General features: G+C 60.1%; 19 protein-coding genes and 4 pseudogenes. 8 read left to right on the top strand and 15 right to left on the bottom strand.

Annotated features, from left to right (window positions below):
* Positions 1 to 288 precede the first annotated feature (288 nt).
* The 8 genes from mftG to mftA all read right to left on the bottom strand — a co-directional run bounded on the left by mftG (position 289) and on the right by mftA (position 7407).
* Complete coding sequence (gene mftG, locus BMX78_RS21420; protein ID WP_091424274.1) at positions 289 to 1860, bottom strand: mycofactocin dehydrogenase MftG; 1572 nt, start codon at positions 1858 to 1860, stop codon at positions 289 to 291.
* Positions 1861 to 1975: 115 nt separating this feature from the next.
* Positions 1976 to 3382: a mycofactocin biosynthesis glycosyltransferase MftF gene (gene mftF, locus BMX78_RS21415; RefSeq protein ID WP_091424277.1), complete on the bottom strand. Its 1407-nt coding sequence runs from the start codon at positions 3380 to 3382 to the stop codon at positions 1976 to 1978.
* A 2-nt stretch (positions 3383 to 3384) separates the two neighbouring features.
* The gene (locus BMX78_RS21410; RefSeq protein ID WP_091424273.1) at positions 3385 to 3705 is read right to left on the bottom strand and encodes a hypothetical protein; all 321 of its coding nucleotides are present in this window, start codon (positions 3703 to 3705) and stop codon (positions 3385 to 3387) included.
* A gap of 87 nt (positions 3706 to 3792) precedes the next feature.
* Positions 3793 to 4524: a mycofactocin biosynthesis peptidyl-dipeptidase MftE gene (gene mftE, locus BMX78_RS21405; RefSeq protein ID WP_211482606.1), complete on the bottom strand. Its 732-nt coding sequence runs from the start codon at positions 4522 to 4524 to the stop codon at positions 3793 to 3795.
* Positions 4521 to 5723 (bottom strand): pre-mycofactocin synthase MftD, encoded by a 1203-nt coding sequence (mftD, locus tag BMX78_RS21400; protein ID WP_091424268.1) that lies wholly within the window; start codon positions 5721 to 5723, stop codon positions 4521 to 4523. The genes mftE and mftD overlap by 4 nt, the downstream gene beginning before the upstream one ends.
* 30 nt (positions 5724 to 5753) lie before the next feature.
* Positions 5754 to 6989, bottom strand: a complete 1236-nt coding sequence (gene mftC, locus BMX78_RS21395; protein WP_091424266.1) for a mycofactocin radical SAM maturase — start codon at positions 6987 to 6989, stop codon at positions 5754 to 5756.
* Positions 6982 to 7281 carry a mycofactocin biosynthesis chaperone MftB gene (gene mftB / locus BMX78_RS21390; RefSeq protein WP_091424262.1) on the bottom strand — a complete coding sequence of 100 codons (300 nt, stop codon included), beginning with the start codon at positions 7279 to 7281 and terminating at the stop codon, positions 6982 to 6984. The genes mftC and mftB overlap by 8 nt, the downstream gene beginning before the upstream one ends.
* A gap of 12 nt (positions 7282 to 7293) precedes the next feature.
* Positions 7294 to 7407 carry a mycofactocin precursor MftA gene (gene mftA, locus BMX78_RS22900; RefSeq protein ID WP_170850909.1) on the bottom strand — a complete coding sequence of 38 codons (114 nt, stop codon included), beginning with the start codon at positions 7405 to 7407 and terminating at the stop codon, positions 7294 to 7296.
* A gap of 115 nt (positions 7408 to 7522) precedes the next feature.
* Here mftA and mftR point away from each other — a divergent pair, with 115 nt between their 5' ends.
* Positions 7523 to 8113 (top strand): mycofactocin system transcriptional regulator MftR, encoded by a 591-nt coding sequence (mftR, locus tag BMX78_RS21380; RefSeq protein ID WP_091424258.1) that lies wholly within the window; start codon positions 7523 to 7525, stop codon positions 8111 to 8113.
* Between the two features lie 254 nt (positions 8114 to 8367).
* A pseudogene (locus BMX78_RS21375) lies at positions 8368 to 8930 on the top strand (recombinase family protein).
* Between the two features lie 178 nt (positions 8931 to 9108).
* Here the strand turns inward: BMX78_RS21375 and BMX78_RS23770 are convergent.
* The 4 genes and pseudogenes from BMX78_RS23770 to BMX78_RS21355 form a co-directional block, all read right to left on the bottom strand.
* Positions 9109 to 9513: pseudogene (locus tag BMX78_RS23770) on the bottom strand (SMP-30/gluconolactonase/LRE family protein); the annotation flags it as partial.
* Between the two features lie 138 nt (positions 9514 to 9651).
* Positions 9652 to 9930, bottom strand: a complete 279-nt coding sequence (locus BMX78_RS21365) for an alpha/beta hydrolase fold domain-containing protein (RefSeq protein ID WP_091424252.1) — start codon at positions 9928 to 9930, stop codon at positions 9652 to 9654.
* Positions 9931 to 10433: 503 nt separating this feature from the next.
* Positions 10434 to 11279 carry a mycofactocin-coupled SDR family oxidoreductase gene (locus tag BMX78_RS21360; RefSeq protein ID WP_091424248.1) on the bottom strand — a complete coding sequence of 282 codons (846 nt, stop codon included), beginning with the start codon at positions 11277 to 11279 and terminating at the stop codon, positions 10434 to 10436.
* 365 nt (positions 11280 to 11644) lie between these two features.
* On the bottom strand, positions 11645 to 13549 hold the full coding sequence (locus BMX78_RS21355) for an alkyl/aryl-sulfatase (RefSeq protein ID WP_091424245.1): 1905 nt from the start codon (positions 13547 to 13549) through the stop codon (positions 11645 to 11647).
* A 917-nt stretch (positions 13550 to 14466) separates the two neighbouring features.
* On the opposite strand from BMX78_RS21355, the gene BMX78_RS21350 reads away from it, so the two are divergent.
* From BMX78_RS21350 to BMX78_RS23765, 5 genes and pseudogenes are all read left to right on the top strand, one after another.
* A complete protein-coding gene (locus BMX78_RS21350) occupies positions 14467 to 15498 on the top strand; it encodes an ABC transporter substrate-binding protein (protein WP_091424242.1) in 1032 nt (343 codons plus the stop codon).
* 38 nt (positions 15499 to 15536) lie between these two features.
* On the top strand, positions 15537 to 16349 hold the full coding sequence (locus BMX78_RS21345) for an ABC transporter ATP-binding protein (protein WP_170850908.1): 813 nt from the start codon (positions 15537 to 15539) through the stop codon (positions 16347 to 16349).
* Positions 16346 to 17173, top strand: coding sequence for an ABC transporter permease (locus BMX78_RS21340; protein ID WP_091424233.1), 828 nt, complete (start codon positions 16346 to 16348; stop codon positions 17171 to 17173). The genes BMX78_RS21345 and BMX78_RS21340 overlap by 4 nt, the downstream gene beginning before the upstream one ends.
* Positions 17174 to 17283: 110 nt before the next feature.
* On the top strand, positions 17284 to 19140 hold the full coding sequence (locus BMX78_RS21335; protein ID WP_211482605.1) for an alkyl/aryl-sulfatase: 1857 nt from the start codon (positions 17284 to 17286) through the stop codon (positions 19138 to 19140).
* 378 nt (positions 19141 to 19518) lie between these two features.
* Positions 19519 to 19602: pseudogene (locus BMX78_RS23765) on the top strand (hypothetical protein); the annotation flags it as partial.
* A 29-nt stretch (positions 19603 to 19631) separates the two neighbouring features.
* On the opposite strand, the pseudogene BMX78_RS21330 reads toward BMX78_RS23765, so the two are convergent.
* Positions 19632 to 19802 (bottom strand): annotated as a pseudogene (locus BMX78_RS21330) (flavin reductase); the annotation flags it as partial.
* A gap of 522 nt (positions 19803 to 20324) precedes the next feature.
* Between BMX78_RS21330 and BMX78_RS21325 the strand changes: the two are divergent.
* On the top strand, positions 20325 to 21338 hold the full coding sequence (locus BMX78_RS21325; RefSeq protein ID WP_170850907.1) for an AraC family transcriptional regulator: 1014 nt from the start codon (positions 20325 to 20327) through the stop codon (positions 21336 to 21338).
* A 469-nt stretch (positions 21339 to 21807) separates the two neighbouring features.
* Here BMX78_RS21325 and BMX78_RS21320 read toward each other — a convergent pair whose 3' ends face one another.
* Positions 21808 to 22569 (bottom strand): SDR family NAD(P)-dependent oxidoreductase, encoded by a 762-nt coding sequence (locus BMX78_RS21320; protein WP_091424210.1) that lies wholly within the window; start codon positions 22567 to 22569, stop codon positions 21808 to 21810.
* Positions 22570 to 22764: 195 nt separating this feature from the next.
* Positions 22765 to 23055: an aldehyde dehydrogenase family protein gene (locus tag BMX78_RS21315; protein WP_091424203.1), complete on the bottom strand. Its 291-nt coding sequence runs from the start codon at positions 23053 to 23055 to the stop codon at positions 22765 to 22767.
* Positions 23056 to 23148: the final 93 nt, after the last annotated feature.

Here is a 23148-nt window from a genome sequence, read left to right as displayed (position 1 = left end):
GGCGGTCCTTTGGCTGTCTTCCGATAACGCCAAGTTCATCACAGGCATCTCCCTGCCGGTCGATGCCGGCAACACCGTCAAGAAGGGCTACTGATACAGACGGTTGAGCACGACTCCTTCTTCATCGACGTGCTGGCGCGCCGCTAAGTCCGACCGATCCTTTGACGTGATTTACGCGCGCTCGCCAAGAGCGGGGTGGACGTGTCCCCGCCCCGTCGCGGGAAGACATCCACGACGCGGTCGCCGCCGCGAGCCGGGGCCTCGAGCTATGACGGCTCCTGCCTCGCCTCACCCCCGGATGAACACTGCCATGCGCTCACCGATAAGTACTGCGGTGGCCGCGGGGCCGCGGGTGGGTGCAGTCGGGAGAATGGACGTGTCGGCCACGCGGAGCCCCGTCACGCCGTGAACGCGGCCGTATTGGTCCACGACGGAGTCGGGGTTGTTGGGGGATCCAAACTTCGCGCTGCCGCAAAGATGGATGGCTGTCCCCAGACGGGAGCGCATCCAACTATTGAGTAGTGTGTCGCTCTGAAGGATCGGCTCCGTTAGCTCCGTCAGGTCCTGGAAAATCGGGCTGAAGGCCTTGGACCGCAGCAGGCATACGGCGGTTCGGACGCCCTCGCGCATCCGTCTGAGGTCAGTTTCTGTGGAGAGGTAGTCGAAGTCGATTCGAGGCTGCACTTCAGGGTCTGCTGATGTCAGGGTTATTTGACCGCGTGATGTCGCTGCTTGAAGTGATACGAGGAAGGCAAGGTCTCCTGGGTGAAGGACTTGGGCAGGCTTTTGGGATCCATTCGCTGCATGTGGCTGGCTTCCTGTCAGGATGTAGTCCATGGGTTTGAGAAGGGGGAGTATTTCCAGATCGCCCGGACAGGTTGAACCTCTGGCGGTGAAATTGAGGACACCGGCCATTGATTGTGCCGTGCAGTAGTCGACTAGCGGAACCTTGGATCTCCAGGTAATGGCGAGATTAGGGTGATCGCTGAAGTTTTTGCCGACGCCAGGCAGGTTTTTGATCACCGGTATGTTGAATCTATTCAGTTCGTTTTCGGGGCCTAGCCCGGACAGAAGCAGGATGTGGGGCGTCTTCACGGCGCCGGCAGAGAGAACGACTTCGTTTGCTTCCAGGATGGTGATCGCCCCGGCGCGGAGGACTTCTACGCCTATCGCTTGGCTACCCTTGAACAGCACTCGGCGCACGTACGAGTTTCCCTCCACTGTCAGGTTCTGTCGGTCGCGTACAGGGTTGATGTAAGCCATTCCGGTGTTGATCCGCAGCCCACTGACGCTGTTTGAGGGCATAGGTCCGTAACCGGGTCCATCTTCGCTGTTCTTGTCCCGTTCCGCCGGGAAGCCCAGTTCTTTGACGGCCCGTCCAAAGGCTTTCGTCACGGGGTGGTCTTGCAGCGGGCGGGATACAGTCATTGGACCAGAGCCTCCGTGCATATCGCTCTCACCGTATTGAAGGTCATTCTCCAGTTTTTTGTAAAAGGGCAGGACCTTGTCCCATGCCCATTCCTCACTTCCTCCGGAGGACCAGCGGTCAAAGTCTTGTTTCGGCGCTCGGATGAAGTAGGTTCCGCTGATCGCGGTTGATCCGCCCAGGATGCGGCCCCGGGCGATGGAGTAGGGCAAGTCCGGCGTCAGGTAACCCATGAACGACCAGTTATGGGGATGATCAGGCATGGCTCCTTGCACGGTCCCGGCGTTGAGCAGCTCCGGCGGGAAGTCCTCCGTGCTGGCCGGCACTGGACCTGCTTCGAGCAGCAGCACGGTTCGTCGCGGGTCTTCAGTTAATCGGGCCGCCAAGGGAGCTCCTGCGGCTCCAGCTCCGACCACGATGACGTCGTATCTCATGTGGTGCTCTTGTCTCTGTGCACGTCATCTCCTTGGCGCATCCACTTGGTGCTGTTCGTTTCTCTGGCAGCCTTGCAGGGCGCCTTGGCTGGATGAAGCCAAGCTTGGCCAGAGGTCAGTTGGGGTTTTTCCGGATGTCGGGCAGCAGGCACCGGAGGGAGCGGCCTCTCAGTGCGCTGGACCAGACGCCGGTCCCGTATGCCAAGTCGTCCAGGCGACGCGCGAGGGCAAACCGAAACAGATCGAGTTGGGGGCGGGTGCGGCGGTACTCCCATAACGCGTCCACGACGCAGGCCACCACGAGGGCGCGGCGCAACCTACGGGAGAAAATGCTCGCCGTGATGGCCAGAGGCCACCAGTGGCGGACAAAGAGGGCCATGGTCTGTGTTTGTGCTGCCAGTGCTCCCCGCGCAGTCAGACTGGCAGCAAGGCGGACCGGATGCGAGCTTCTGCCGAGTTTCTTGGAGATCTGCCGCGCAGCAAAGACAGCAATCACTCCTGCTGCCGGAACCGACCACGTGCGCTGGCACACGATGGCGGCGACAACGGCGACAGACCAGGGTGCGAAGACCGCTGGTGCGATTGCTTCCGGGTGCCGGAGAGAAAGGGCGTGAGCCGAGGTTCCGTAGAACGTCTTTCGGGACAGCCATTCTCCTATGGTTTGCCGGTGCTCGTGCCACACTTTTGCCTCGGGTTCGAAGCGGACCCGCCATCCCTGTTCAACCAGGCGCCAAACGAGGTCGACGTCCTCTCCTACACGGCTTCCGGAGGTGAATCCTTCGCCCAGGGCATCGGTTCTGGCCAGCATAAATGCCCCTGGCAGCCACGACACTGGGGACCGGGGCCGGACTGTAGCCGGGAAGATACCCAGATCCAGGGAGGACCGTGCCTCTTCGTACCGTTCGATCCAGTTCATGCCGTTTCCGTCGTCCAAGCCTAATACCCGGGGTCCGGCCAGAGCCACGCTCTGGTCATTAAAGTGCTTTAAGAGGAGTGGAATGGTGTCCGGATTGAGCACAATGTCGGAATCGGCGAAAGCCACGTATCGCGTGGTTACGTGCTTCAGGCCCTCATTGCGAGCCTCTGCCGGGCCACTGTTGGACGGCAGGCGCACCAGGCGTGCGCCGTGTTTTTCTACAACTTCCCGGATTGCCGCAGGGTCAGGGGAACAGTCGTCGACGACGATAACCTTTTGGTGTTCTCCAATGCTCGTCAGCAACCTGGCCAAGGCGATGGGGCGTCCGAAGGCGGGTACGACAACCGTTACCGACGAAAGGTCAAGGCCAGGCAACGATTCGAGCACGGGATCGGCCATCCCGCTCTCCAATAGCCTGTCCACCAACAAGGCAGTAGGAGTGTCTGTCACGACTACCGTCCTGTCCTGAACCATTTTGCTGGCAAGCTCCGTAAGGTAAAGAACCCGTGTCGGGGATCCCCCGACAAGTTCCCTCCCTCTGTCGGCGATCTTCACCCGTCGGTTCAGCCTTACGGTAAAACCAATGGGGAGATCGGATCGCCGCACCGTCACGGTCGGCCACCCACGATATTGACCTCTTCCTGGCCCTCGGCTATGTAACTCGATACGGGTTCCAGCTGAGGTTGGACGCCGTCAGCAGAGCTGTACAGGTGGGCCACTGTGAAGCCCTGCTCCCGCCAGATGAGCTCCCTGGCCTGGACACCATCTACTGCCATCCACAGACCGGACCCGTCAGGCATCACGTCATCAACGTAACCCCGTCGGTAAACTTCCCTATCGCGGCGAACTTCCACGAATTGCCGAGCAAGGGTCGCCCAATCCGCGGAGTCCTGGGGAATGAGGTCGGTGGGCATCCGCTCAGTCGACACGGGGATTCCTTTCTTCAGCAACCAGCAGCATGACAATGGTCGAGGCAATGCAATTTGGGAAGGGGTTTCAGGCGGCCCTGGCTGGAGTCAGACTCGCTGCTGCTGCCCATTGGACGCAAGCATTCCGTTCCGGGCAAGCGCGCCCCCGGCAATTCGGTGTGCAGCGTCATGCACCATCAAATCAAGTATCCGGGCGCCCTCGTAGGCGTTCGCCCCAGTTGGATCGCCCAGAACGCCGGAGGGAGAGACGGCGGCGACGCCGCTGGCAAGCAGCTCCGGCATCAGCTCTTCGAGGGGACGCAACTCGCCTGCTGCGGAACGTTCCATTCGGACCGCTTCCGGGTTGAGGTGAAGCATCAGCGACGTCTCGGTCCTGCCGGCGTGCAGGTCAGCGCCCGGGACAAGACAGGGCAGCCATGCGACGCTGTGCTGCTCTGCTTGTAGCTGGAGCACCGCCTTTGACAGGGCCGGGATATTCCCGCCGTGGGCGTTAACGAAGACGATGCGACAAGCCCAGGTCGACAGCGAGCGGACAAGCTCAACGATCAGCATGTGCAAAACCTCGGATCCGATGGACACGGTACCTGCGAAGGACTGGTGTTCGCCGCTGGAGCCATAGGTCACTGCCGGAGCAACCACTATCTGCCCTTGAACCCGTAGAGCCAATGCATCGGCAACGGCGGCTGCTATCACCGTATCTGTATTAAAGGGCAGGTGGGGACCGTGCTGTTCAATAGACCCGACGGGGACGAGCACCATCGGTCGATGCGGTACTTCGGGCCACGTAAGACCGCCCAGACCGAGCGCGCTGATAGTCACGATCGGGCTGTCGCAGGAACGCCTAACTCCCGGACAAAACCGGGGGGAATAACAAGGTGCTCAGGTCGAAGCTCCTGCACTGAGGGGACGCTGAGTCCAAGAAGGGCAGAGTCGATGCCTCCTCGCAGGATGTCCAGGACGTTTTCCACACCTGCCTGGCCGTTGGCGGAGAGTCCCCACAGGTAGGCGCGTCCGATCATGACGGCACGGGCGCCCAGTGCCACCGCCTTGACGACGTCGCTGCCGCGGCGGATGCCGCCGTCCAAAACGATTTCCACCTGGTCGCCCACAGCGTTGGCGATCGAGGGCAGGACCCGGATCGGGGCCGGTGTGCTGTCCAGATTGTTGCCGCCATGGTTGGACACGGAGATGGCGGTGACACCTGCATCGACGGCGCGCAGAGCGTCATCGACGCGGCAGATGCCCTTCAACATAACTGGGCCGCCCCACTCTGTGACGATCCATGCGATGTCCTCCCACGTCGGCGGCGGTGTTTGCATCCATTCGTAGTACGCGCCGAAGAAGGTGGGACCCTTCTCGCCCACAGGGGCGAGATTGGGTGCGGTCAGGTCGGGCAGGCTGCGGGCGAAGGATGCCAGCCAGCGCGGCCTGAGGGCCACTTCGGGAGCAAGTCTGATGGCGGCCTTGAGGTTGACCTTTTCGGGGATCTCGGGGCTGCCCCAGTCACGTCCCATAGAAAAGGACCAATCGGTGGTGACGATCAGGCCTTTGGTGCCTGCGGCGCGGGCCCGGTCCATGCGGTTGACCATCTGTTCCCGGGTTCCGGTCCAGTACATCTGGTAGAACGTCTTGTCGTTCGCGGCCGTGACTTCCTCCACGGGTTTGGAGGCGAAGGAGCTCAGGCCAACGATGGTTCCGCGGGCGGCCGCTGCCCGGGCCACAGCGACTTCACCGTCGGGGTGGACGGCCTGGACTCCTGTGGGGGAGATCATGACCGGGAGGGAAATCTGCTGGCCCATCACAGTGGTGGCCAGATTGCGTTCTGCGGGATGGCCTACGACATGGGGGGCGAAGCCGAGCTCGCCGAAAGCGGCGGTGTTGTCATCCAGCGTTAGTCCACGTTCCGAGCCGGCGAGCAGGGCGGCATAGACGGATGCCGGGAGGCGTTTTTTGGCCCGGCGCTGTGCCTCGGCCACGGATTCGAACCAGGGGTTCTGTGCCCAGGGATTCTTGAACATAATTGCCTTTCGAAACTGTTGTAGAACTCGCTACGGTTGGAAGCCGGCCAGTGGACTGGCGGCGCAAGCGGACACGGGCGGCGATACGGGGTCCGGCCGTGTGAGGCTGAGCTGAACCATGACCGGCTGTGCGCGCTTCGGGAGGGCTTTGCGTGAATGGTCCTGGCTGGGTTGGGGCAGGCTTCGGTCTCCGGCCAGGGCCGTTTCGCCGTAGCCCTGGACGCACTCAGGGTCAGGGCCGTCCAGCGGAAGACCGGTGAAGAACTTAGCTGCCATGCAGCCGCCGCGGCAGCTGTCGAAGAATGCGCACTTGGTGCACGCCCCTGACGTCTGTGGAGACCTGAGGTCTTTGAAAAGCTCTGATTCCTGCCAGACCTCCTTGAATCCCCCGTCATTCAACACATTGCCGGCCAGGAAGTTGTCGTGGATAGCGAACGGGCAGGCATAGACATCACCCACCGGATCAATCAGGCAAACGACCCGGCCGGCGCCGCACAGATTCAGGCCCGGCAGGCTTTCGCCGAAGGGCGCCAGGTGGAAAAAAGAATCCCCGGTCAGGACGTTGTCTCCGTTGGCGATCAGCCAGTCGTAGATGATGCGCTGCTGTTCGGGCAGCGGGTGCAGTTCGTCCCAAACATCGGCGCCGCGGCCTGAGGGGCGGAGCCGGGTAAGCCGCAGAGTGGCACCGTGTTCATCGGCGATGCGTTTGAATTCATCAAGCTGGCCCACGTTTTGACGGGTAACCACGACCGATACTTTGGCGTCCTTGAAACCGGCTTCGTTGAGGTTTTTCAGGGCGCGGATTGCCGTGGCGTAGGAGCCGGGGCCGCGGACGTAGTCGTTGACTTCCGCGGTGGCCCCGTCGAGTGATATCTGGACGTCCACATAGGGTGTTGACGCTAGAAAGGCCGCTTTTTCCTTGTCGATGCGGATGCCGTTGGTGGAGAATTTCACGCCGACCTGGTGGTCGACTGCGTACTGGAGCAGGTGCCAGAAGTCCGGGCGGACGGTCGGCTCTCCGCCGCCGATGTTGACGTAAAAGACCTGCATGCGCTGCAGTTCATCGATCACGGCTTCGCACTGCTCGGTGGTCAACTCACGCGGATCCCGCCGCCCCGAGGACGACAGGCAGTGAACGCAGGCCAGATTGCAGGCGTAGGTCAATTCCCAGGTGAGGCAGATCGGGGCGTCGAGCCCGAATTCGAACTGGTCCACCAGGGACCCTCCTGATGGGCGTGCCACAGGCGTGCTGACGACGTTAGTCATTGTTCTTTCCTTTGCTGGCGCGGATCATGTCGGTCGCAGCGAGACTGCGCAACGCGCCGACATAGGCGGGCCATTGGCCTTCGGGGACACCTGACTGCACCAGCGCGTCGCGGACTGTTCCGCTGCCTTCCAGGGAACGAATCACCCTGACGAGCTCCGGCTTCTTAAGGAACGTGAGCTTGCGGTTCCCGAAGTGGTAGGCCATCGCCCCGAACGGTTCCGGCCGTAACGCAACAGCCGGTGACAGCATCCACTCCTCATCGAGCATGGTGTCTGTGCTGGTTGGGCTCATTTGTCCGGCCGCCTAGTACACGCCGCACATGCCATCAATAGACACGTCCTCGACGAGATCTTCGATGACAAGGTCGGCCTCTTCGATGGTGCTGGCGCTTTCAATATTGGGGTTCACGTATTCCACAGCTCTTCTCCTATCCGGACTGTCTCGGGAGGTTCCGAAGACGTCACAATAGAATAATGGCACTCAGCGCCAAAAAGATAGGGTGGACAGCAGAAACTGCTAAGTTGTTCTCACGATGACCGCACTCACCAACCGCACCCGGGGCCGTCGGGCCGTAACGGACCATGGGTCTATCGAGCGTGCAGCATTCAGGTTGTTTGAGGCGCAGGGCTTTGATGAGACCACCATGGAACAGATCGCCGAGAGCGTGGGCGTCGGGCGCCGAACGCTATTCCGGTATTTCCCGTCCAAAAACGACATCCCGTGGGGCCAATTCGATCAGAGCCTTCGAGATTTTGCCGAACAGCTGGCGAGCGTACCCGCGGACGTGCCCGTTTTCGAAGCCGTGCACAGGTGTGTCGTGGCTTTTAATGACTACGACAAGGAAGCGCTAGCCCAGCATCGGATCCGAATGAGACTGATTTTGGAGACGCCGACTCTGCAGGCCCATTCAGTGCTTAGATACGCGGCCTGGCGCGGAGTGATCGAAGACTACGTTGCACGACGTCTCGACTTGGGAAGCGAATCTTTGCTACCCCGACTCGCGGGACACATCAGCCTCGCCCTGGCAATCTCGTCCTACGAACAGTGGCTTCTCAAACCTGACAGTGACCTCCCCGGCATCCTCCGGCAGGAACTATACGAACTGCGTTCGTATCTCCAGTAAGTGTTAGGAGGACAGAGCCGTTTTGTGGGTCACTCTGGCCGTCTGTGGATTGTACTGGAGGAGAACGATACCTTCTCCGCCTAAGCAACACAGATTTGACCGGGGCGTATTTGCCAGCGCCAGTACATACCATTCCAATGCACCTCTGATTTTCTCGAAGTACACCCCAACCAGACGACCGAGACACCTTGTTCTGGCTTTCTTTTGAGAGGAGCCTAGGACTCAATCTGACAGGACGACGGTTGGAGGCTGCGGTGGCAGGACAACCGATCGGGTACGTCCGAGTAAGCACTCTTGACCAGAATGAAAAACGCCAGCTCGAAGGCCAGGTTCGGACCGAGTCTTCACGGACAAGGCTTCCGGCCGGGACACTTCCAGACCGGAATTACGGAGTTGCTGCGGTTCGCCCGGGATGGCGACACTGTAGTGGTTCACAGCATGGACCGGCTCGCCCGGAACCTCGATGACCTGCCGGCCCTTGTCCAGGGTCTCACCCGCAAAGGTGTGCGGGTGGAGTTCGCCAAGAAGAGCCTGGTCTTCACGGCGAGGACTCGCCCATGGCCAACCTGATGCTGTCCGTCATGGGTGCCTTCGCCGAATTCGAACGCTCCCTCATCAGGGAACGCCAGCGGGAAGGTATCGCCTTGGCCAAGCAGCGCGGCGCCTACAAAGGACGGAAGAAGACCCTCACACCGAACCAGGCCGCCGAACTCGTCCAACGCGCCGGCACCGGTGTTTGAAAGCACTTGTTGACCGTGACTATGGGATCAGCAGGGAGACCGTCTACCAGTATCTTCGCAAAGCAAAGTTGGAGTGATCCGCTCCCCTGCCTGGCCGTCGATGTGCCCTGGACCGCACAGCCGTTAACTTACAGAATCGCAATTATCGGCTCTCAACCCCACGGGAGTAGAAGTAGCTGCGAGAACTCCCGGTCTATGACTAATTTGGCGTTTTCACAGGTCATGCCCGTCTTGCCGCAATGTATAGTTCGGATGTCAGACGCGCATTTGCTCGGGTGCAGGGCCCCTGCGTTTAGTTGTGATTCCTGAAACCTCGACTTCGATGGCTTCGATTCGACCCACGGCCTCAAAGTCGTTCCCGAGTCGCTTCGGACTTGTGTCCGAAATGAGGAGGTAGAGTGTCCGCATGGCAGGTCCGCCAAGCACCGCGTCCACAGCGAAATTTCCGCCATCTCGATATGTGGCAGTGTCCGCCTCGATCCGGATAACGTCCGTGACTTCACCGCCCTCGCGGACACGCCTGAATTCACCGGCCCAAGGGAATGCGGCCCATACCGCACCTGCACTGTCGACAGCGATTCCATCGACAGTGTCCGATTCGGTCGGTCCAAACTGCGCAAAACACGCTGATTCATCAGCGTGCCGTGTTCCGTTATATCGAACGCGGTTAACCTCGTCTGTGGCGCCCTAAATGACTCCGCGACAATTACCGTCCGCTCATCGCCCGTTATGGCGATGCCGTTGGGAATACAAGATCTTCGCCTCCCATGCCGATGCGGCCGTCGGAATGGCGGATGATCAAGCGAGGACAATGCGGCCCGGGAGTGTCGCCCCTGTGCGGTGCAGATCCCACAGGGAGCTGATCACCAGCCCCCCGCCTGCAGAGTCTCCAATCGCGAAGCATGACTGGGCCCCAACTTCGTCGATCGCGGCGGCAAGGACGCTTCGCGCATCGTCGAGGGCCGCCGGGAACGGATGTTCCGGGGCCAGACGGTACTCCGCCACGAAGACCCGTGCGTCCGTTGCCCGTGACACCTCCGCAGCATAGGCACGATAGCCCTTCGCCGATCCGATGATGTAGCCGCCTCCGGTGGAGCATCACGCCGATCCGTCCGGTGGAGGCGCCAGCGGCCCGGACCCAATAACCGTCGATGCCTCCATACGTGGCGGCGGTGATCGAGGCGTCCTCGGGAATAGGCAGCTGCGCAAGCACCGCCTCATAGCCCTCGCGGCGGTCCTCCAGCGTTCCCCCACCGTTGGCCGGCAGCGCGTGATCCAGCATCGCCTTGGCCCGGTCGAGGGGAGTCGAAACTACCGGCATGGTCTCTGCCATCATCGAACCCTTTCGTCGCGAGCCGCTTGTGCAACCAGATGACTGAGCACCTCCTCGGGAATGGGGTCGGCGTACGCCGGCAGCCAGGGTAGCGCCTTCAGCGCGAGCCGACTCCACGAGCGACTCGACGCGATCACGCTGTCTGGCAGCTACGAGCGGTTCAACCACTGGTCCGGCTCCAACGGGTTGCCGACCTTCAGATGAGAACGCCTTCGCGAGCGCCTCGAGGGGTGGTCAATGGTCTGTATCAGTAGCCCTTCTTGACGGTGTTGCCGGCATCGACCGGCAGGGAGATGCCTGTGATGAACTTGGCGTTATCGGAAGACAGCCAAAGGACCGCCTCAGAGACGTCGTTCGATTCGATCCAGGGCAGGTCCGGCAGCGCGTTGAGGGAGGCGAACGCACCCCGTACTTCGTCGACCCCGGGATTCTCGATGTGCGGAGCGAACTGGTCAAACAGGGCTTGGTTCATGATCATGCGTGTGTTGACGTTGGTCGGGCACACGGCGTTCACCCGGATGTTGTGAGGGCCAAGGTCCTGCGCGAGAACCTTCATGAGCCCGATCACGCCGTGCTTAGAAGCCGAGTAAGCGGCGGTGTTCGGGTAGGCGATGATACCGGCCGTGGAGCTGGTCATGATGATAGAGCCGCCTTGACCCCGCTCAATCATCGACGGCAACGTCGCCCGCGTGGTGTTGAACACCCCAGTGAGGTTGATATCGATGACCTCTCGCCAGTTCTCCTCGGTCACCTCCCAGGACACCGCCCCGGAGCCGACTCCAGCGTTCGCACACACGATGTCGATGTGACCGAATGCCTCGAGGCCCTCATCCACGACCTTCTGCACCTGGGCGAGCTCGCGCACGTCGCCTACTCCGGCCACGATCCGGCCGCCGAGGCCTTCGACGAGCCGTACCGTCTCATCGAGGTCGGCCCGGGTCGCCAAGTCGTACTTGATTGTCTTGACATCTTGAGAACAGATGTCAAGGGCAATGATGTCGGCCCCCTCTTTTGCCAGACGGACGGCGTGCGAGCGGCCTTGGCCGCGAGCAGCCCCCGTAATGAAGGCAACCTTGTTTTCGAGCAATCCCATGTCTCTCCTTTGAGTTTCTTCTCATGATGTGCATCCCGCCCGCGCCGCTGATTACGTTCGTAAGCTCGCCTAACGGGCCTCAATACTTGCGTCTTTGGACTCGTCGCTCGTTGGCGAGACTAACGTGCCATCGGGCTCAACGCCCGGGACGTAAAGCCACCTTGGAAAGCGACGCTCTCTTTGCCCGGCCGTCACCGTTCTAGTCGATAGCAACGGCGGTCGTTTTGTTGACCGCCAGCACACCCTTCTGACGACCGACGGGATATGTCAGTTCTAGATTTATGACCTCTCTTGCGGCCGGTGACTACTTCGCATTTTGCTGTCTCCCCCGAATTAGGACACTTGGAGTAAGAATTGCTTCATCCTCAAGCCTTCAGCCGAGGTGTCACCAGTTGGTATCCTCCATCGAACACGTCCATGACGGATATAAGCCTCTCAAAACCTTCGATATCCCCTTGATAGTCCAGCGAGTTGCTGGCTCGAAGGTCGGCGAGATTAGTAGCCCCGGAGGCGAGGCGTGCAAAGTCGCGTTTGGCGACGCGCACGGTAAGATCGCAGTCAAGGGCATTCGCCACGCGCCGATGAGACATCACGCTGCGTCCAACTGACACTCTGTAAGTCTCTTCGGAGTCATAGATGGACAGGGCGAAGGTGAATTCGAGGTCCTTGGCCTTGGGCCCATTGAGCCGGATCGCCATATAGTCCAGAGACATTTCCGTACTGATCGCGTCGAGTAACTCGTCCGACGAGTAAGACACCCTACCACTCGTTCCGCCTGATGCGTCGGTCAGTTCGGCTGCACCAGCCAGATAAAAGTTTCTCCAGACTCCGCTTTCAGACCTATACGCTAGCTGCTCGAAGACGCTGGCCTGTAGAGCGCGCGCTTCGACATGCGATGGCTCTGCCGCGAGGAGCTGCTTCAGCAGCTCTGCCGCCCAACGGAGATCCTCGCCTTCCAAAGCGGTCTTGGCCTGTTTCAGAATGACTTCAGCACCGCCCAAAGCCTTGACATATCTCAGACCCATTGCCGATGGCGGCAGCGAGTGGAGATTTGCAGGATTGCCATCGAACCACCCGAGGTATCGTTGCCAGACACCTTTGATGTTGTGATTCAAAGCGCCGTACGTTCCGCTGTTGGGTGTGAACTTCGCTAGCGAATCCGGCAGTTCAATCAACTCTGCCGCTTCGATTGCACTATACCCATGGTTTGCTAGCCTCAGTGTTTCGTCGTGGATAAAGCGGTAAAGATCCCGCTGCATCTCAAGGTGACGCACGAGTTTCGGCGTTCCCCACACAGGCCATTGATGAGTGAGGAACATAACGTCTGAACGATCACCGTAGTTGACCAGCGAGTCGTCGATGGCGCGGCTCCATGCCAACGCATCACGAATCTCCGTACCGCGCAGTGTGTAAATATTGTGCATGGCATGATTGACTATTTCGGCCATGCACAGCGCTCGGTGCCTGGGAAGGTAACAGATCATCTCTGCCTTAGCTTCCGTTTCGGGAGTTGAGTCGAATTCGAACGGCACTCCGTCCAGTGTTAATTGCACGCCCTTCTCCTCGATGAGGATCGTGGGCTTGATGATGGAGATGGTGCCCGTGGATGCACCTGCGACCAAACCGGGTCCCACGCTGCCCAGTGGGCCACGCGGCAGCGACAGTCCAGCCTGGAACTCCGCGCGGCGGAACATCGCCGTGCCGGCATACACTGACTCGCTAACGGAGTGCTCCCAGAAGCCCGCCGGAGCCACTAGGGGAACACGCCCACTTTCTACATCGTCGACATCCACCACACCTCGGAGGCCACCGAAATGATCAGAGTGGCTGTGCGAAATAATCACCGCCGTCACGGGCAGGTCGCCGAGATGCTCGCGGGCGAAGGCAAGTGCTGCTGCAGCCGTTTCAACGCTCATCAAGGGATCGATGATGATGAAACCGGTGTCCCCCATGATGACCGTCATATTCGCGGCATCAAATCCCCGCACCTGATAGACACCGTCTGTAACCTCATATAGCCCGTGCTGCTTGTTGAGCTTCGAAACGCGCCACAAGCTCGAATGGACCGTGCTTGGAGCATCTCCCTCGAGGAAGGCAAAGTCATCCGTCCTCCAGACGACTCGACCGTCATCCGCCTTAACGATCAACGGATCTCTGGTGGCGATGAGTCCACGGTCCGCATCAGCGGTTGCATCGTTTTCAGTTGGCCATCCGTCATCCAAGAACGGTGCACTGTCGTTGCGACGTTCGCTGGTTACGCGATTAGTCATAGGGAGGAGTCCAATCTTGTCATCGGCAGTGCGAGGAGCATGATATGCAATCGTACGATCTGCCTTTTAAGGCGAGAACATGAAGCCAGGGAAATTTCGTGGCGGTCAAAATTCGCGTTTTCGACTTGTGCCAGTGCAGCAGCCGCCTGTCGTGGACATTCGTCATCGTTTGCTTCGATCGCCAGGCACGATCGGACGCGGTGTTGCCAGGAAGGCACTGCTTCCCTGCCGGGGTTTCTTTTTATCATCCGCCCCTGGCGCGGTCAAGCGATTTTGGAATCGAATCCACGCAATTTGGTGCCGTATCTATCGGGTTGCGTCGTCCCGTTTTGAGGGTCAACTTCATTGGCGGGGCGGTGTGGGGCGCAGCGATGGGATGAGCGGGAGGTTGGTGGATTTCCCCGCCTTCATGCACGCGTGTCGCGATGAATCACCTTATTGTGGGCGCTCAACAGTTCGTTCACATCTCGCCGCCATAGATTAGATTGCCTATAAACGTCGCTTTCCCGTTCGTGAGCAGGCGGCGAACGGGGCGAGCATCGAGGAACGTAGGCGCTGGGGTAATGGCACGCTCGCCTTGTCGACTCGCTCGGACCTACGGCCCCGCGGTTGCGTAAACATAAAGCAGGCGAGGAGAATTCCGCAGCCACCGCTCGTGCGAGGAGAAGAACGGCCTCATCACGAGATGGTTAGCGAGAAGTTTCGACCCCCAGACGCATATAGCAGGCACTTGACCAGGTCATACCACCCTGGAGGATCCCGAGCTATGGGGTCGGCTTGAATTCGAATGTAAGAAGTCATTGACATCGTACCCAAACTCGCCGTAGCGTGGGCAAGGTCACAGGTGCATAGTGAACCATCGATATGTAAACGCCGACTCCAACTCCACCAGCAATCAGCAACCAGAAAGAGGATCAATGAAGATCCGCAAAGCAGCGAACCTCTTGACGCTCACGGTCACACTTGCCGCCACGGCAGTCTCGGCTGCCGCATGTGCCCCTGGCAAGGATCAGGCGACGGCAAACAGCCTCACCGCGATCTCGTTCCAGACATTCCCGGGGACGATGCAGACTATCCCCGTGAAAGTCGCGCAGGACCAAGGATTTTTCAAGGACAATGGCTTGGAGGTCACCGCCAATGACGGGGCTAATGGCCCGGCAATGCTCGCTGCCCTTGCGGCGGGGCAGGTCGACGTAGCGGGAATTCCGATGTTCGTGGGCACGCAGGCCCTGGTTTCCGGTGTCAAGGCCAAGGCGGTCGTCGGACTCATCGGGGGAGGCGGCACCACCTTGTTTGTCAGCGATCGTGTCGCGGAGTCGGATGCGCCGTATCCCGAGTCGGCCAAAGTCCTCGAAGGAAGGACTGCGGCAATCGCGGCCCCGGGTGGTTTCACGGATCGCCTCTTTAAGCGATACGTCGATGGTGCGGGTGGCCCGATGAAGTACGAGACGATCCCAGGTATCCCACCTCAGATCGCCGCGATGAAGGCCGGGAAGGTTGATGTCGTTCATTTCGATCTGGTAGGAGCGTACGCTGCCGCGAAGCAGGGACTGGGCCGGGTCCTGTGGGACTTCCAGACGACCGGCCCGGAGGACTTGATTGGCGCGAGTACCAGCGAAGCATGGATGTCGGACAAGTTCCTGGAAGAGAAACCCGAAAAGGCAAAGGCCTTCGCCCGGTCGATCGCGCAGGCGTCCGCCTGGATCAAGGATCCGGCGAATAAGGCCGAGGCCGGCAAGTACTTCAGCGGAATCGCTGGAGTGGAGGTAGCAGAGCAGGATCTTGCTCCCATGATCAAGGCCGTAAGCCCAGTGGTGGGCCCGCGCGATGTAGAGGTCTACAACGGCCTCTTCCCTGAAGGGACGCAGCCACTGTCGCCCAGCGCGGTGCTTGCCCCGATGGCGCCGCAGGACGATGCTGCGGCCGAAAAATTGGCAACGGAGAAATGAGTCTGGAATTGGAACCCGCGCGAACAGAAAATCGGAAGATGGACACTCAGACGGTGGAGCCCGGAGCGTCGGGGGCGGCCATCAGCGTGCGCAATCTCTTCCATGCCTTCCCTCACGCCAGCGGTGCCCCGATGCGGGTGGTTAACGACGTGTCGTTCGATATCGCACCGGGCCAGTTCGTCAGCATTGTGGGTCCGAGCGGGTGCGGAAAGACGACTGCGCTGAACGTCATTTCGGGCTTGGAGCAACAGCAATCGGGCACCATCTCGGTGCTGGGCAAGCCACCGGAGGCCGGTCGCCCCGAAATCGCCATGGCATTCGCTCGAGATGCACTGCTCCCTTGGCGGGACGCGACAGACAACGTCGCCCTGTCGCTGGAACTGCAAGGTGTCGAAAAGGCCGAGCGGCGTGCCCGCGCAGCCGAGATGCTCAAGGTCGTCGGGCTCGGTGACTACCTGCACGCCTACAGAGGCCAGTTGTCGCAGGGCATGCGCCAGCGCGTTGCCCTCGCCCGGGCACTGGTCACCCGCCCGCAGCTGCTGCTTTTGGACGAACCGTTCGCCGCCCTGGACTCACAGACCCGCGTGCTCGTCCAGGGGGAGCTGCTTCGCATGCTGGACGCTCAGGAGGGGCCAGTCACGACGGTCATGGTGACCCATGACCTCGCTGAGGCAATTGCCCTGTCCGACGTGATTCTTCTCATGTCACGCCGCCCGGGCACTATCCGTGAAACATATCGGATCGACATACCACGCCCGCGCGACGCGGTGGCCCTGCGGGGCAACAGCCATTTCAACGAGCTGCATGAGAACATCTGGCAGACCCTTGCAGAGGAGGTCCGAGAGGTATGAGTATCAGTACTGCCACGCCGACCAAGCAACTGTCGGCAAAGTCTTTCGGTAATTCCCTTCCGCGTTGGAAGTCACCTCTTGCGATCCGCATTCTGATCATCGCCTTGATCCTGGCGGCATGGGAGCTGAGCGCAAACAACGGATGGGTCGATCCGCTGTTTGCCAGCCGGCCGACGGACGTCGTCCAGGCACTCGGGAACATCCTGCCCACGTCGCAGTTGTGGGCGGACGCCGGCTACACACTCACTGAAGTTGCGATCGGCTACGTGATCGGCATTACCTTGGGGGTGCTCATCGGAGTTATTCTGGGCAGCTCCAGGATTCTGCGCGAGGCGTGCCAGCCCATACTCAACGCTCTCAACTCCGTACCTCGCATCGCGCTTGTGCCGCTTTTCGTCGCCTGGCTCGGCCTTGGGATGGGACCCCGAATCCTCATGGCCGTCACGGTCGTCGTCTTCGTGATGGTGACCACGGTACTCACGGCAATGTCCCAACCGGACCGCGACTCCATGCTGCTGGCCCGCAGTCTTGGAGCTTCCAGACGGGAGCAGCTGGTCAAGTTCGAGCTGCCGCGCGCCGTCCCCGTGGTCATCTCCGGGCTTGAACTGGCACTGATCTATTCCTTCCTCGGCGTCATCGCCGCCGAGATAGTGTCCGGCAGCAATGGTCTCGGTTCGCGGATGACCTATTACGCAAACCTGTTCCAGGCTGACAATTTCTTCGCGGTGCTGGTGGTCCTAACAGCGTTCACCACGCTGCTGACTGCCGCCATCCGACGCATCGAGAAGCGCCTCCTGCACTGGCACAAGTTCGAAGACCGCTGATAACTGAACGACCGAAAGCTTAACGCAAGTACATCTAGCTCCTGACGTTCGTCGCGAGCTGGATGTACTTGCATATTGCACTATCGCCCCAACAGATAGGACTGAAGCCAGTGGCTAATCACATCTCCGACGACATCCGAGCAGGGGGCCCACACGTGCTGTGGCCGACCGAAGATGACGCGACGGCGGATGCGGACAGAGGATTCATCGGAACCATTGATCCGCCAATAATCAAGGCTGCCGACGGCCGGGTTGTTTGGAGAGTGGACGATTATGCTTTTCTGGACGGGACGCCACCAGCGACTGTCAACCCAAGTCTTTGGCGTGTCTCCAAATTGAACAGGCGGCATGGGCTGTATCAAGTGGCAGACGGCATATTTCAGGTGCGCGGATTCGATGCCGCGAATATGACGATTGTGGTAGGAGCCACTGGATTCATCATTATCGACCCACTGATGAGTGTGGAAACAGCTGAGGCTGCCCTTGCCCTCACGCGCTCCCACCTCGGGGACCGCCCGGTGACGGCAGTCATCATTTCACACAGCCACGCCGATCATTTCGGTGGCATTAAAGGCGTTGTTACGGCCGATGAGGTCGCGAGCGGCCAAATCCCCTTAGTGGCCCCGGCGGGCTTCTGGGAGCACGCAGTCGGCGAAAGCTTATATGCAGGCCCAGCTATGTTCCGCCGCGCCGGATACCAAGCCGGTTTTTCTTTGCCGCGTGGCCCTCACGGGGGCGTGGGCACAGGTTTGGGCGCAGGCGCGTCCATGGGGACCATGACTCTCATAGAGCCGACCGTCTTTATTGACGACGTGAGCGAGATGACTCTGGACGGTGTGCCGTTTGAGTTTCATTACACGCCGGACACGGAAGCTAAGGCAGAGATGATCTGCTATCTTCCCCGGCACCGGGCGCTGTGCATGGCCGAGATCGTCAGTCAATCGATGCACAACATCTATACCCTCCGCGGTACGGAAGTGCGTGACGCCCTGGGCTGGAGCCGCGCCATTGACGACGCACTGGCCAGCTTCGGGGATCGCTCGGACGTCATGTTCCTGACACATCAATGGCCGGTGTGGGGAACAGCTAAAGTCGTCCAACACCTCGAGCTGCAGCGTGATCTCTACCGCTATATCCATGATGAAACTCTTAGGCTTGCAAATCACGGCTATGGCCCGCTAGATGCCGCAGAGATGATCGAACTGCCGGACTCGCTGGCAGAGTTCTCCCCCAACCGGGGCACTTACGGCGCATTGAATCAGAACGTCAAAGGCGTCTGGCAACGATACTTAGGCTGGTTTGACGGCAATCCGGCCAACCTGCACTCACTACCGCCGACAGCGGTGGGCCAGAGGTATGTCAACGCTATAGGCGGTCCCGCCGCAGTTCTGGAACAGGCGAAGACTGCTCTCGAGGGCGAGGACCTGCGATGGGCAGCAGAACTGCTAAAGCAACTACTAGCTGCCGACCCTTCGCACTCCGAAGGGCGCGCGCTACAGGCCAGGGTCTTCGAGAGGCTGGGGTACCTGTCTGAAAGCGGCGTCTGGAGGAATTTCTATCTCAGCGGTGCACGTGAACTGGGCGAGGCACCCGCCCGGCAGCGGGCCGCCGCGGGGCACGCCAGGGACGACCTACTTGCCGCTATTAGTACAGAGAAGTCGCTGGACTACATGGCGATTCGCCTCAATGGGCCAAAAGCCCACGACTTCGTCCTTACAATTGCGTTGTCCATCACTGATTCCGGGGAAAGCTTCACAGTGTCGGTCGGCCGCGGCGTGTTGACGTACCGGCGAGTGGCACGTCCCAACGACTGTGATCTGAGCTTGCGCATTGCCAAACTCGACTTCGCCAAACTTGCTTCCGGCGCTACTACCCTGCGGGATCTGCAGGCACAGGCATCGCTCGAACACCAAGGGGACCTGGCCCGTCTGGAAACACTGATGTCACTGATGGATCATTTCAACTGAACGTATTCACGAAGTAGAAACGTAGCAGCCGCCGCGCTGCTGGCTGACGCAGCTCTGGTGGAATCCGCCGCCAGAGCTGCCCGGCTCCGCCGGCCGTACCCCGTGCTTGCCCCTCAGCGCGGCGAGTGGCTTGTCAATTCCATCCTCACGACTCCAGTTTGTACTGTCCCGGGACTTTGGTGACATGGCGGGAATTGACGCAATAAAGAGGACCTCCGGGTGTTGCGTGGAGCCTGTCGAGAGCAACAACAAATACCAGGACGTCCTCGTGTCCCGCTCTAACGCGATTCTGGCCCCTGCCGGGCGCGCCTAAACGCTCGCCCAGGGCGTGGCAAATCATCATTGGCCGTTATGCCGCGCGCCTGACGGTTCAACGTCTCAATGCCTACCGCAGCCCGCTGGGCCAAGCGTTACGTCGAGCACGGTGCTGCTGGCAAGCAGGACCGCCCAGCCGGCCGATGAGCCGTGGTGCTTGCCAGTCGAATAGTTGGGGTGCTGGATGAGAGCTCGGAAACCGAGAAGGCCAGCATGTTGGGTTCGACGCTGGCGGAAATAACATAGGTTGCGGTGAGGCCGACCGGCCCGTCACCGGCATCGGCGGTGACGACAGCGACTCCCCCAGGGTGGTTGCGGAATGCGGCTCTGAATTGATCGGGTGTAATCGTCGCCTCCGCGAGTCGCGTCCCCCTGAGGGAAGGGGACGAACCATGGAGGCATCCCTAACACTGAGAGTGTTCACACTTTCTCCTTTGAAATCTTCGCCTCAGCTTGTCCGGCCGGCTCTCGTCCAGAATTAGAGTTATGAGTGGGCCCGGGTCGACCGGCAGGGGAATACGCGCGGTGCCAAGAATGGTAGGAAAGTACGTCTTATAAACCCCTAGCCGTTGGCTGACAGTATCTGCTGAGCGGTTGGCGTACTTTGCTACTAACGACCCAACGAGGACTTTCAACCGAATCCAGCTTCTTCGATGAAGGAGAGGAAGAGAGAGGCCATTAGGGAATGTTGCGCCAAGATGCCGAGCTCCTTTGGATCGGTCATCTGCCACTCCCAACTGGTGTGCGGGCAATTTCCTGGGGTTCCTATAGGCGAGTGAAAGATTCGCAATGATTGATGGCGAAAGTAGGCTGCGGTGAAATTAACGTCGTACCAAAATTTGCGTGTACCGAACTTCAGCGTTCACGCATTGCGCGGGCTGCTCGAGGACGCAGGCCTCGATTGGCGCGGTGCACTCGCGGAAGCGGACATTGACATCGATGCTGTGAACCGGCCCGGAGGGACCATTCCTGCAAGGAAGGAACTTGCCTTCCAACTCCAATTCGTTGCCCGCACGAGAGATAGGGTTGATCTCTGGATCCAAGCCGCACGAGCTTACACGCTGTCTTCAATGGGTGATCGCGGAATGGCCCTGCTAACGGCACCGACCGTTGAGGCATGGGTAACGCTCGTGTGCACAACAGACGTAGGCTATGGCCTTCATGACATTGAGCCTCTCCGGACGCCGGAGGGCACGCTTACGGGGATTGAGCTCAGCTACCGCAGTGTGCCGGCGGAATTGGTGCCGTGGGCCGTCTACCGCGACTTCTGTTGGATCGTCCGAACCCTTTCGTGGCTGTACGACGAGCCTTTTCCGTTCACGCGGGCAGAATTCCCTCTGGCAGAAATCTCTGCTGAAATTTCGACATACCTGCCCTCCAGCGTCAGCTGCGGCTCCGAGAATTTGCGCATATGGTGGGACCCTGCAGCATCAACACGCGAGCTTCCCTTCGGAAACGCCTTTCAGCATGAAACATGGATCAAATCGGAGAGCCGGATTATTGACGCTCTCAGAGCAAGCGGCGATTGGTCCGCCGCCGTCGCGAAGGCGATAAGGGACGCGCCCCAGTACAACCGCAATCTGGAAAATGTCGCGGCAGCGCTACACACCTCCCCTAGAACCCTCCAACGCAAGCTCGCGCTCACAGGCAGTAACTTCGCCCAGATAAGGGACCAGAGCCTGACCGACCTCGCCTCGGAGATGCTCTCGAAGACAGGGCACTCTGTAGGTCGAATATCCCGAGAGCTGGGATACATAGACCCAGCTAGTTTCACCATCGCCTTCAAGCGGTGGAAGGGGGTGCCGCCGAAGGCGTACAGAGAGGCTGCCCAGTACAAAAAGGCCCACACTCCAGATGAATACTTCCCCAAGCGTCCAGCTTGATCCTGTTGCCGGGGTGCTTACCTCAACTGGTGAGCGTCTGGGTCTGGAAGGCCTTCCGCAGCGCCGGTGCCAGCTCCTCATGGTCAGGTTCGATGACTATGAGGTAAAAGACCCAAGGCCGTGAGTTTTTTCCGAGGGATCTGCCGCCCCAGCTGATTTTCACGGTTCTAACCGGAATTGGTTAGTCCTTCGCGTAATCACAAGGTCCACGGCGCGGCTCCGCCGTCATGAGCGGCCAGCGGGGAATCGGAACGTTCATGTGCGTCACGGACCATGTGGCGTACTTGGTTCACCGGGAGCACGCACGTTTCGCCGACGCCGCTGGCAGGGCCAGCGGCGTCGGCGCGAACGCAGAGGTCACTGTTTGAGATGTTGTGGTCTCATGTCTGTGGCGGAGCCAGAGTCCGATCTCGGGAGAAACTGGCTCGAGCTCCGGACAGCGACCCTTGCCCGATTAGTAATTTCTGGATCAAGCTGTGAACCCGCCGTCCACTGGGAGGGTCACGCCCGTAATCATCCGCGCTTGGTCAGAGCAAAGCCAGACGGCGGCGTTGGCCTGGTCCTCGGGCTCCAGTAAATCGCGCATCGGGAGAGACGCATACATGGCCTCCTTCACCTCCGGCGGTTGGTGTTCAAGTGCGCCTGTGAGCATGGTGGTCGCCGTGGGACCCGGGGCAAGGGCATTCACACGGACACCCTTTTGCCCGTAGTCGATCGCGCCGTTCCTGGTTAGGCCTATGACGCCAAACTTAGAAGCGTTGTACGGGGGGTTGCGGGGGATGCCGATCAGACCGTTACTCGAGGATGTGTTGACGATCGCGCCGCCACCGTTGGCCTCCATGGCGAGGACCTCATACTTCATGCAATAGAAGACGCCGTACAGGTTGATCTTCATAACGCGATCGAAGACTGCGCTATCCATCTCACCGACAGGGGCGAAGCTACCCCCGTCAATGCCTGCGTTATTAAAGGCGAAGTCCAGCGTGCCGTATGTACCTACTGCAAAATCGACTAGCGCCTTGACCTGCTCCTCTTCGCTCACGTCGCACCTGAAGAATTCGGCTTGCCCACCGGCCTCCTTAATGAGGGCAACAGTCTCCTTGCCAGAATCTTCGTTGTAGTCCGAAACAATCACCTTGCCACCGTGATTCGCGAAAGCGATCGCACCTGCGCGACCAATACCAGAACCCGCGCCGGTCACGAGACCGGCCTTTCTCTCCATCAATTGCATGTTGTAGCCCTGCTCTCATTCGTCTTTTCGGTTCAGCACGCGGACCGACCACGCGCGAGTGTGCCCTTTGGTTACAAGCCCGGTTCCACCGCTGGGATGTCGGTTCCCGGTCAGCCACCGCGGCGTACTCCGCCAGTGACCTCTTCCGGCATTACGGTGCCCGGATCCATAGAGATCGTGCGGCTCTGGAGGTACTCATCCACACTCGGAGATGTTCAGCGCCAGTTCGTGCTGACGCTTCTCGATTCCTGTCGCGATGCGACTGAGGTATTCAGCCCGTTCGGCAGGGCTGATCCGGGGCCAAGGGCCCTCGTCGAAAGCCTTGCGGGCAGCGGCGACCGCGTCGTCGATGTCTTCCCGCGATGCGGCGGGGAAACATCCGGCCCGCTCTTCCGACCGTGGGGAGATCACGTCATAGGATCGGTCGGACTTGGCGGCTCGCCAGGTACGGTCGAGGAAGAAGGAGTCGCGCTCAACCGTCTGCATCAGTAGCCCTTCTTGACGGTGTTGCCGGCATCGACCGGCAGGGAGATGCCTGTGATGAACTTGGCGTTATCGGAAGACAGCCAAAGGACCGCC

Origin of the sequence: Arthrobacter sp. OV608 (assembly GCA_900110595.1) — a bacterium.
Taxonomy (GTDB): domain Bacteria; phylum Actinomycetota; class Actinomycetes; order Actinomycetales; family Micrococcaceae; genus Arthrobacter.
This window is presented reverse-complemented; position numbering and strand designations above follow the sequence as displayed.

What these genes read in the sequence shown, in the direction of transcription:
- mftG (WP_091424274.1), bottom strand. Translation starts at nt 1,860, where the DNA reads ATGAGATACGACGTCATCGTGGTCGGAGCTGGAGCCGCAGGAGCTCCC.
- mftD (WP_091424268.1), bottom strand. Translation starts at nt 5,723, where the DNA reads ATGTTCAAGAATCCCTGGGCACAGAACCCCTGGTTCGAATCCGTGGCC.
- BMX78_RS21350 (WP_091424242.1), top strand. Translation starts at nt 14,467, where the DNA reads ATGAAGATCCGCAAAGCAGCGAACCTCTTGACGCTCACGGTCACACTT.
- BMX78_RS21320 (WP_091424210.1), bottom strand. Translation starts at nt 22,569, where the DNA reads ATGCAATTGATGGAGAGAAAGGCCGGTCTCGTGACCGGCGCGGGTTCT.
- mftC (WP_091424266.1), bottom strand. Translation starts at nt 6,989, where the DNA reads ATGACTAACGTCGTCAGCACGCCTGTGGCACGCCCATCAGGAGGGTCC.
- BMX78_RS21360 (WP_091424248.1), bottom strand. Translation starts at nt 11,279, where the DNA reads ATGGGATTGCTCGAAAACAAGGTTGCCTTCATTACGGGGGCTGCTCGC.
- BMX78_RS21345 (WP_170850908.1), top strand. Translation starts at nt 15,537, where the DNA reads ATGGACACTCAGACGGTGGAGCCCGGAGCGTCGGGGGCGGCCATCAGC.
- mftB (WP_091424262.1), bottom strand. Translation starts at nt 7,281, where the DNA reads ATGAGCCCAACCAGCACAGACACCATGCTCGATGAGGAGTGGATGCTG.
- BMX78_RS21355 (WP_091424245.1), bottom strand. Translation starts at nt 13,549, where the DNA reads ATGACTAATCGCGTAACCAGCGAACGTCGCAACGACAGTGCACCGTTC.
- mftR (WP_091424258.1), top strand. Translation starts at nt 7,523, where the DNA reads ATGACCGCACTCACCAACCGCACCCGGGGCCGTCGGGCCGTAACGGAC.
- BMX78_RS21340 (WP_091424233.1), top strand. Translation starts at nt 16,346, where the DNA reads ATGAGTATCAGTACTGCCACGCCGACCAAGCAACTGTCGGCAAAGTCT.
- BMX78_RS21315 (WP_091424203.1), bottom strand. Translation starts at nt 23,055, where the DNA reads ATGCAGACGGTTGAGCGCGACTCCTTCTTCCTCGACCGTACCTGGCGA.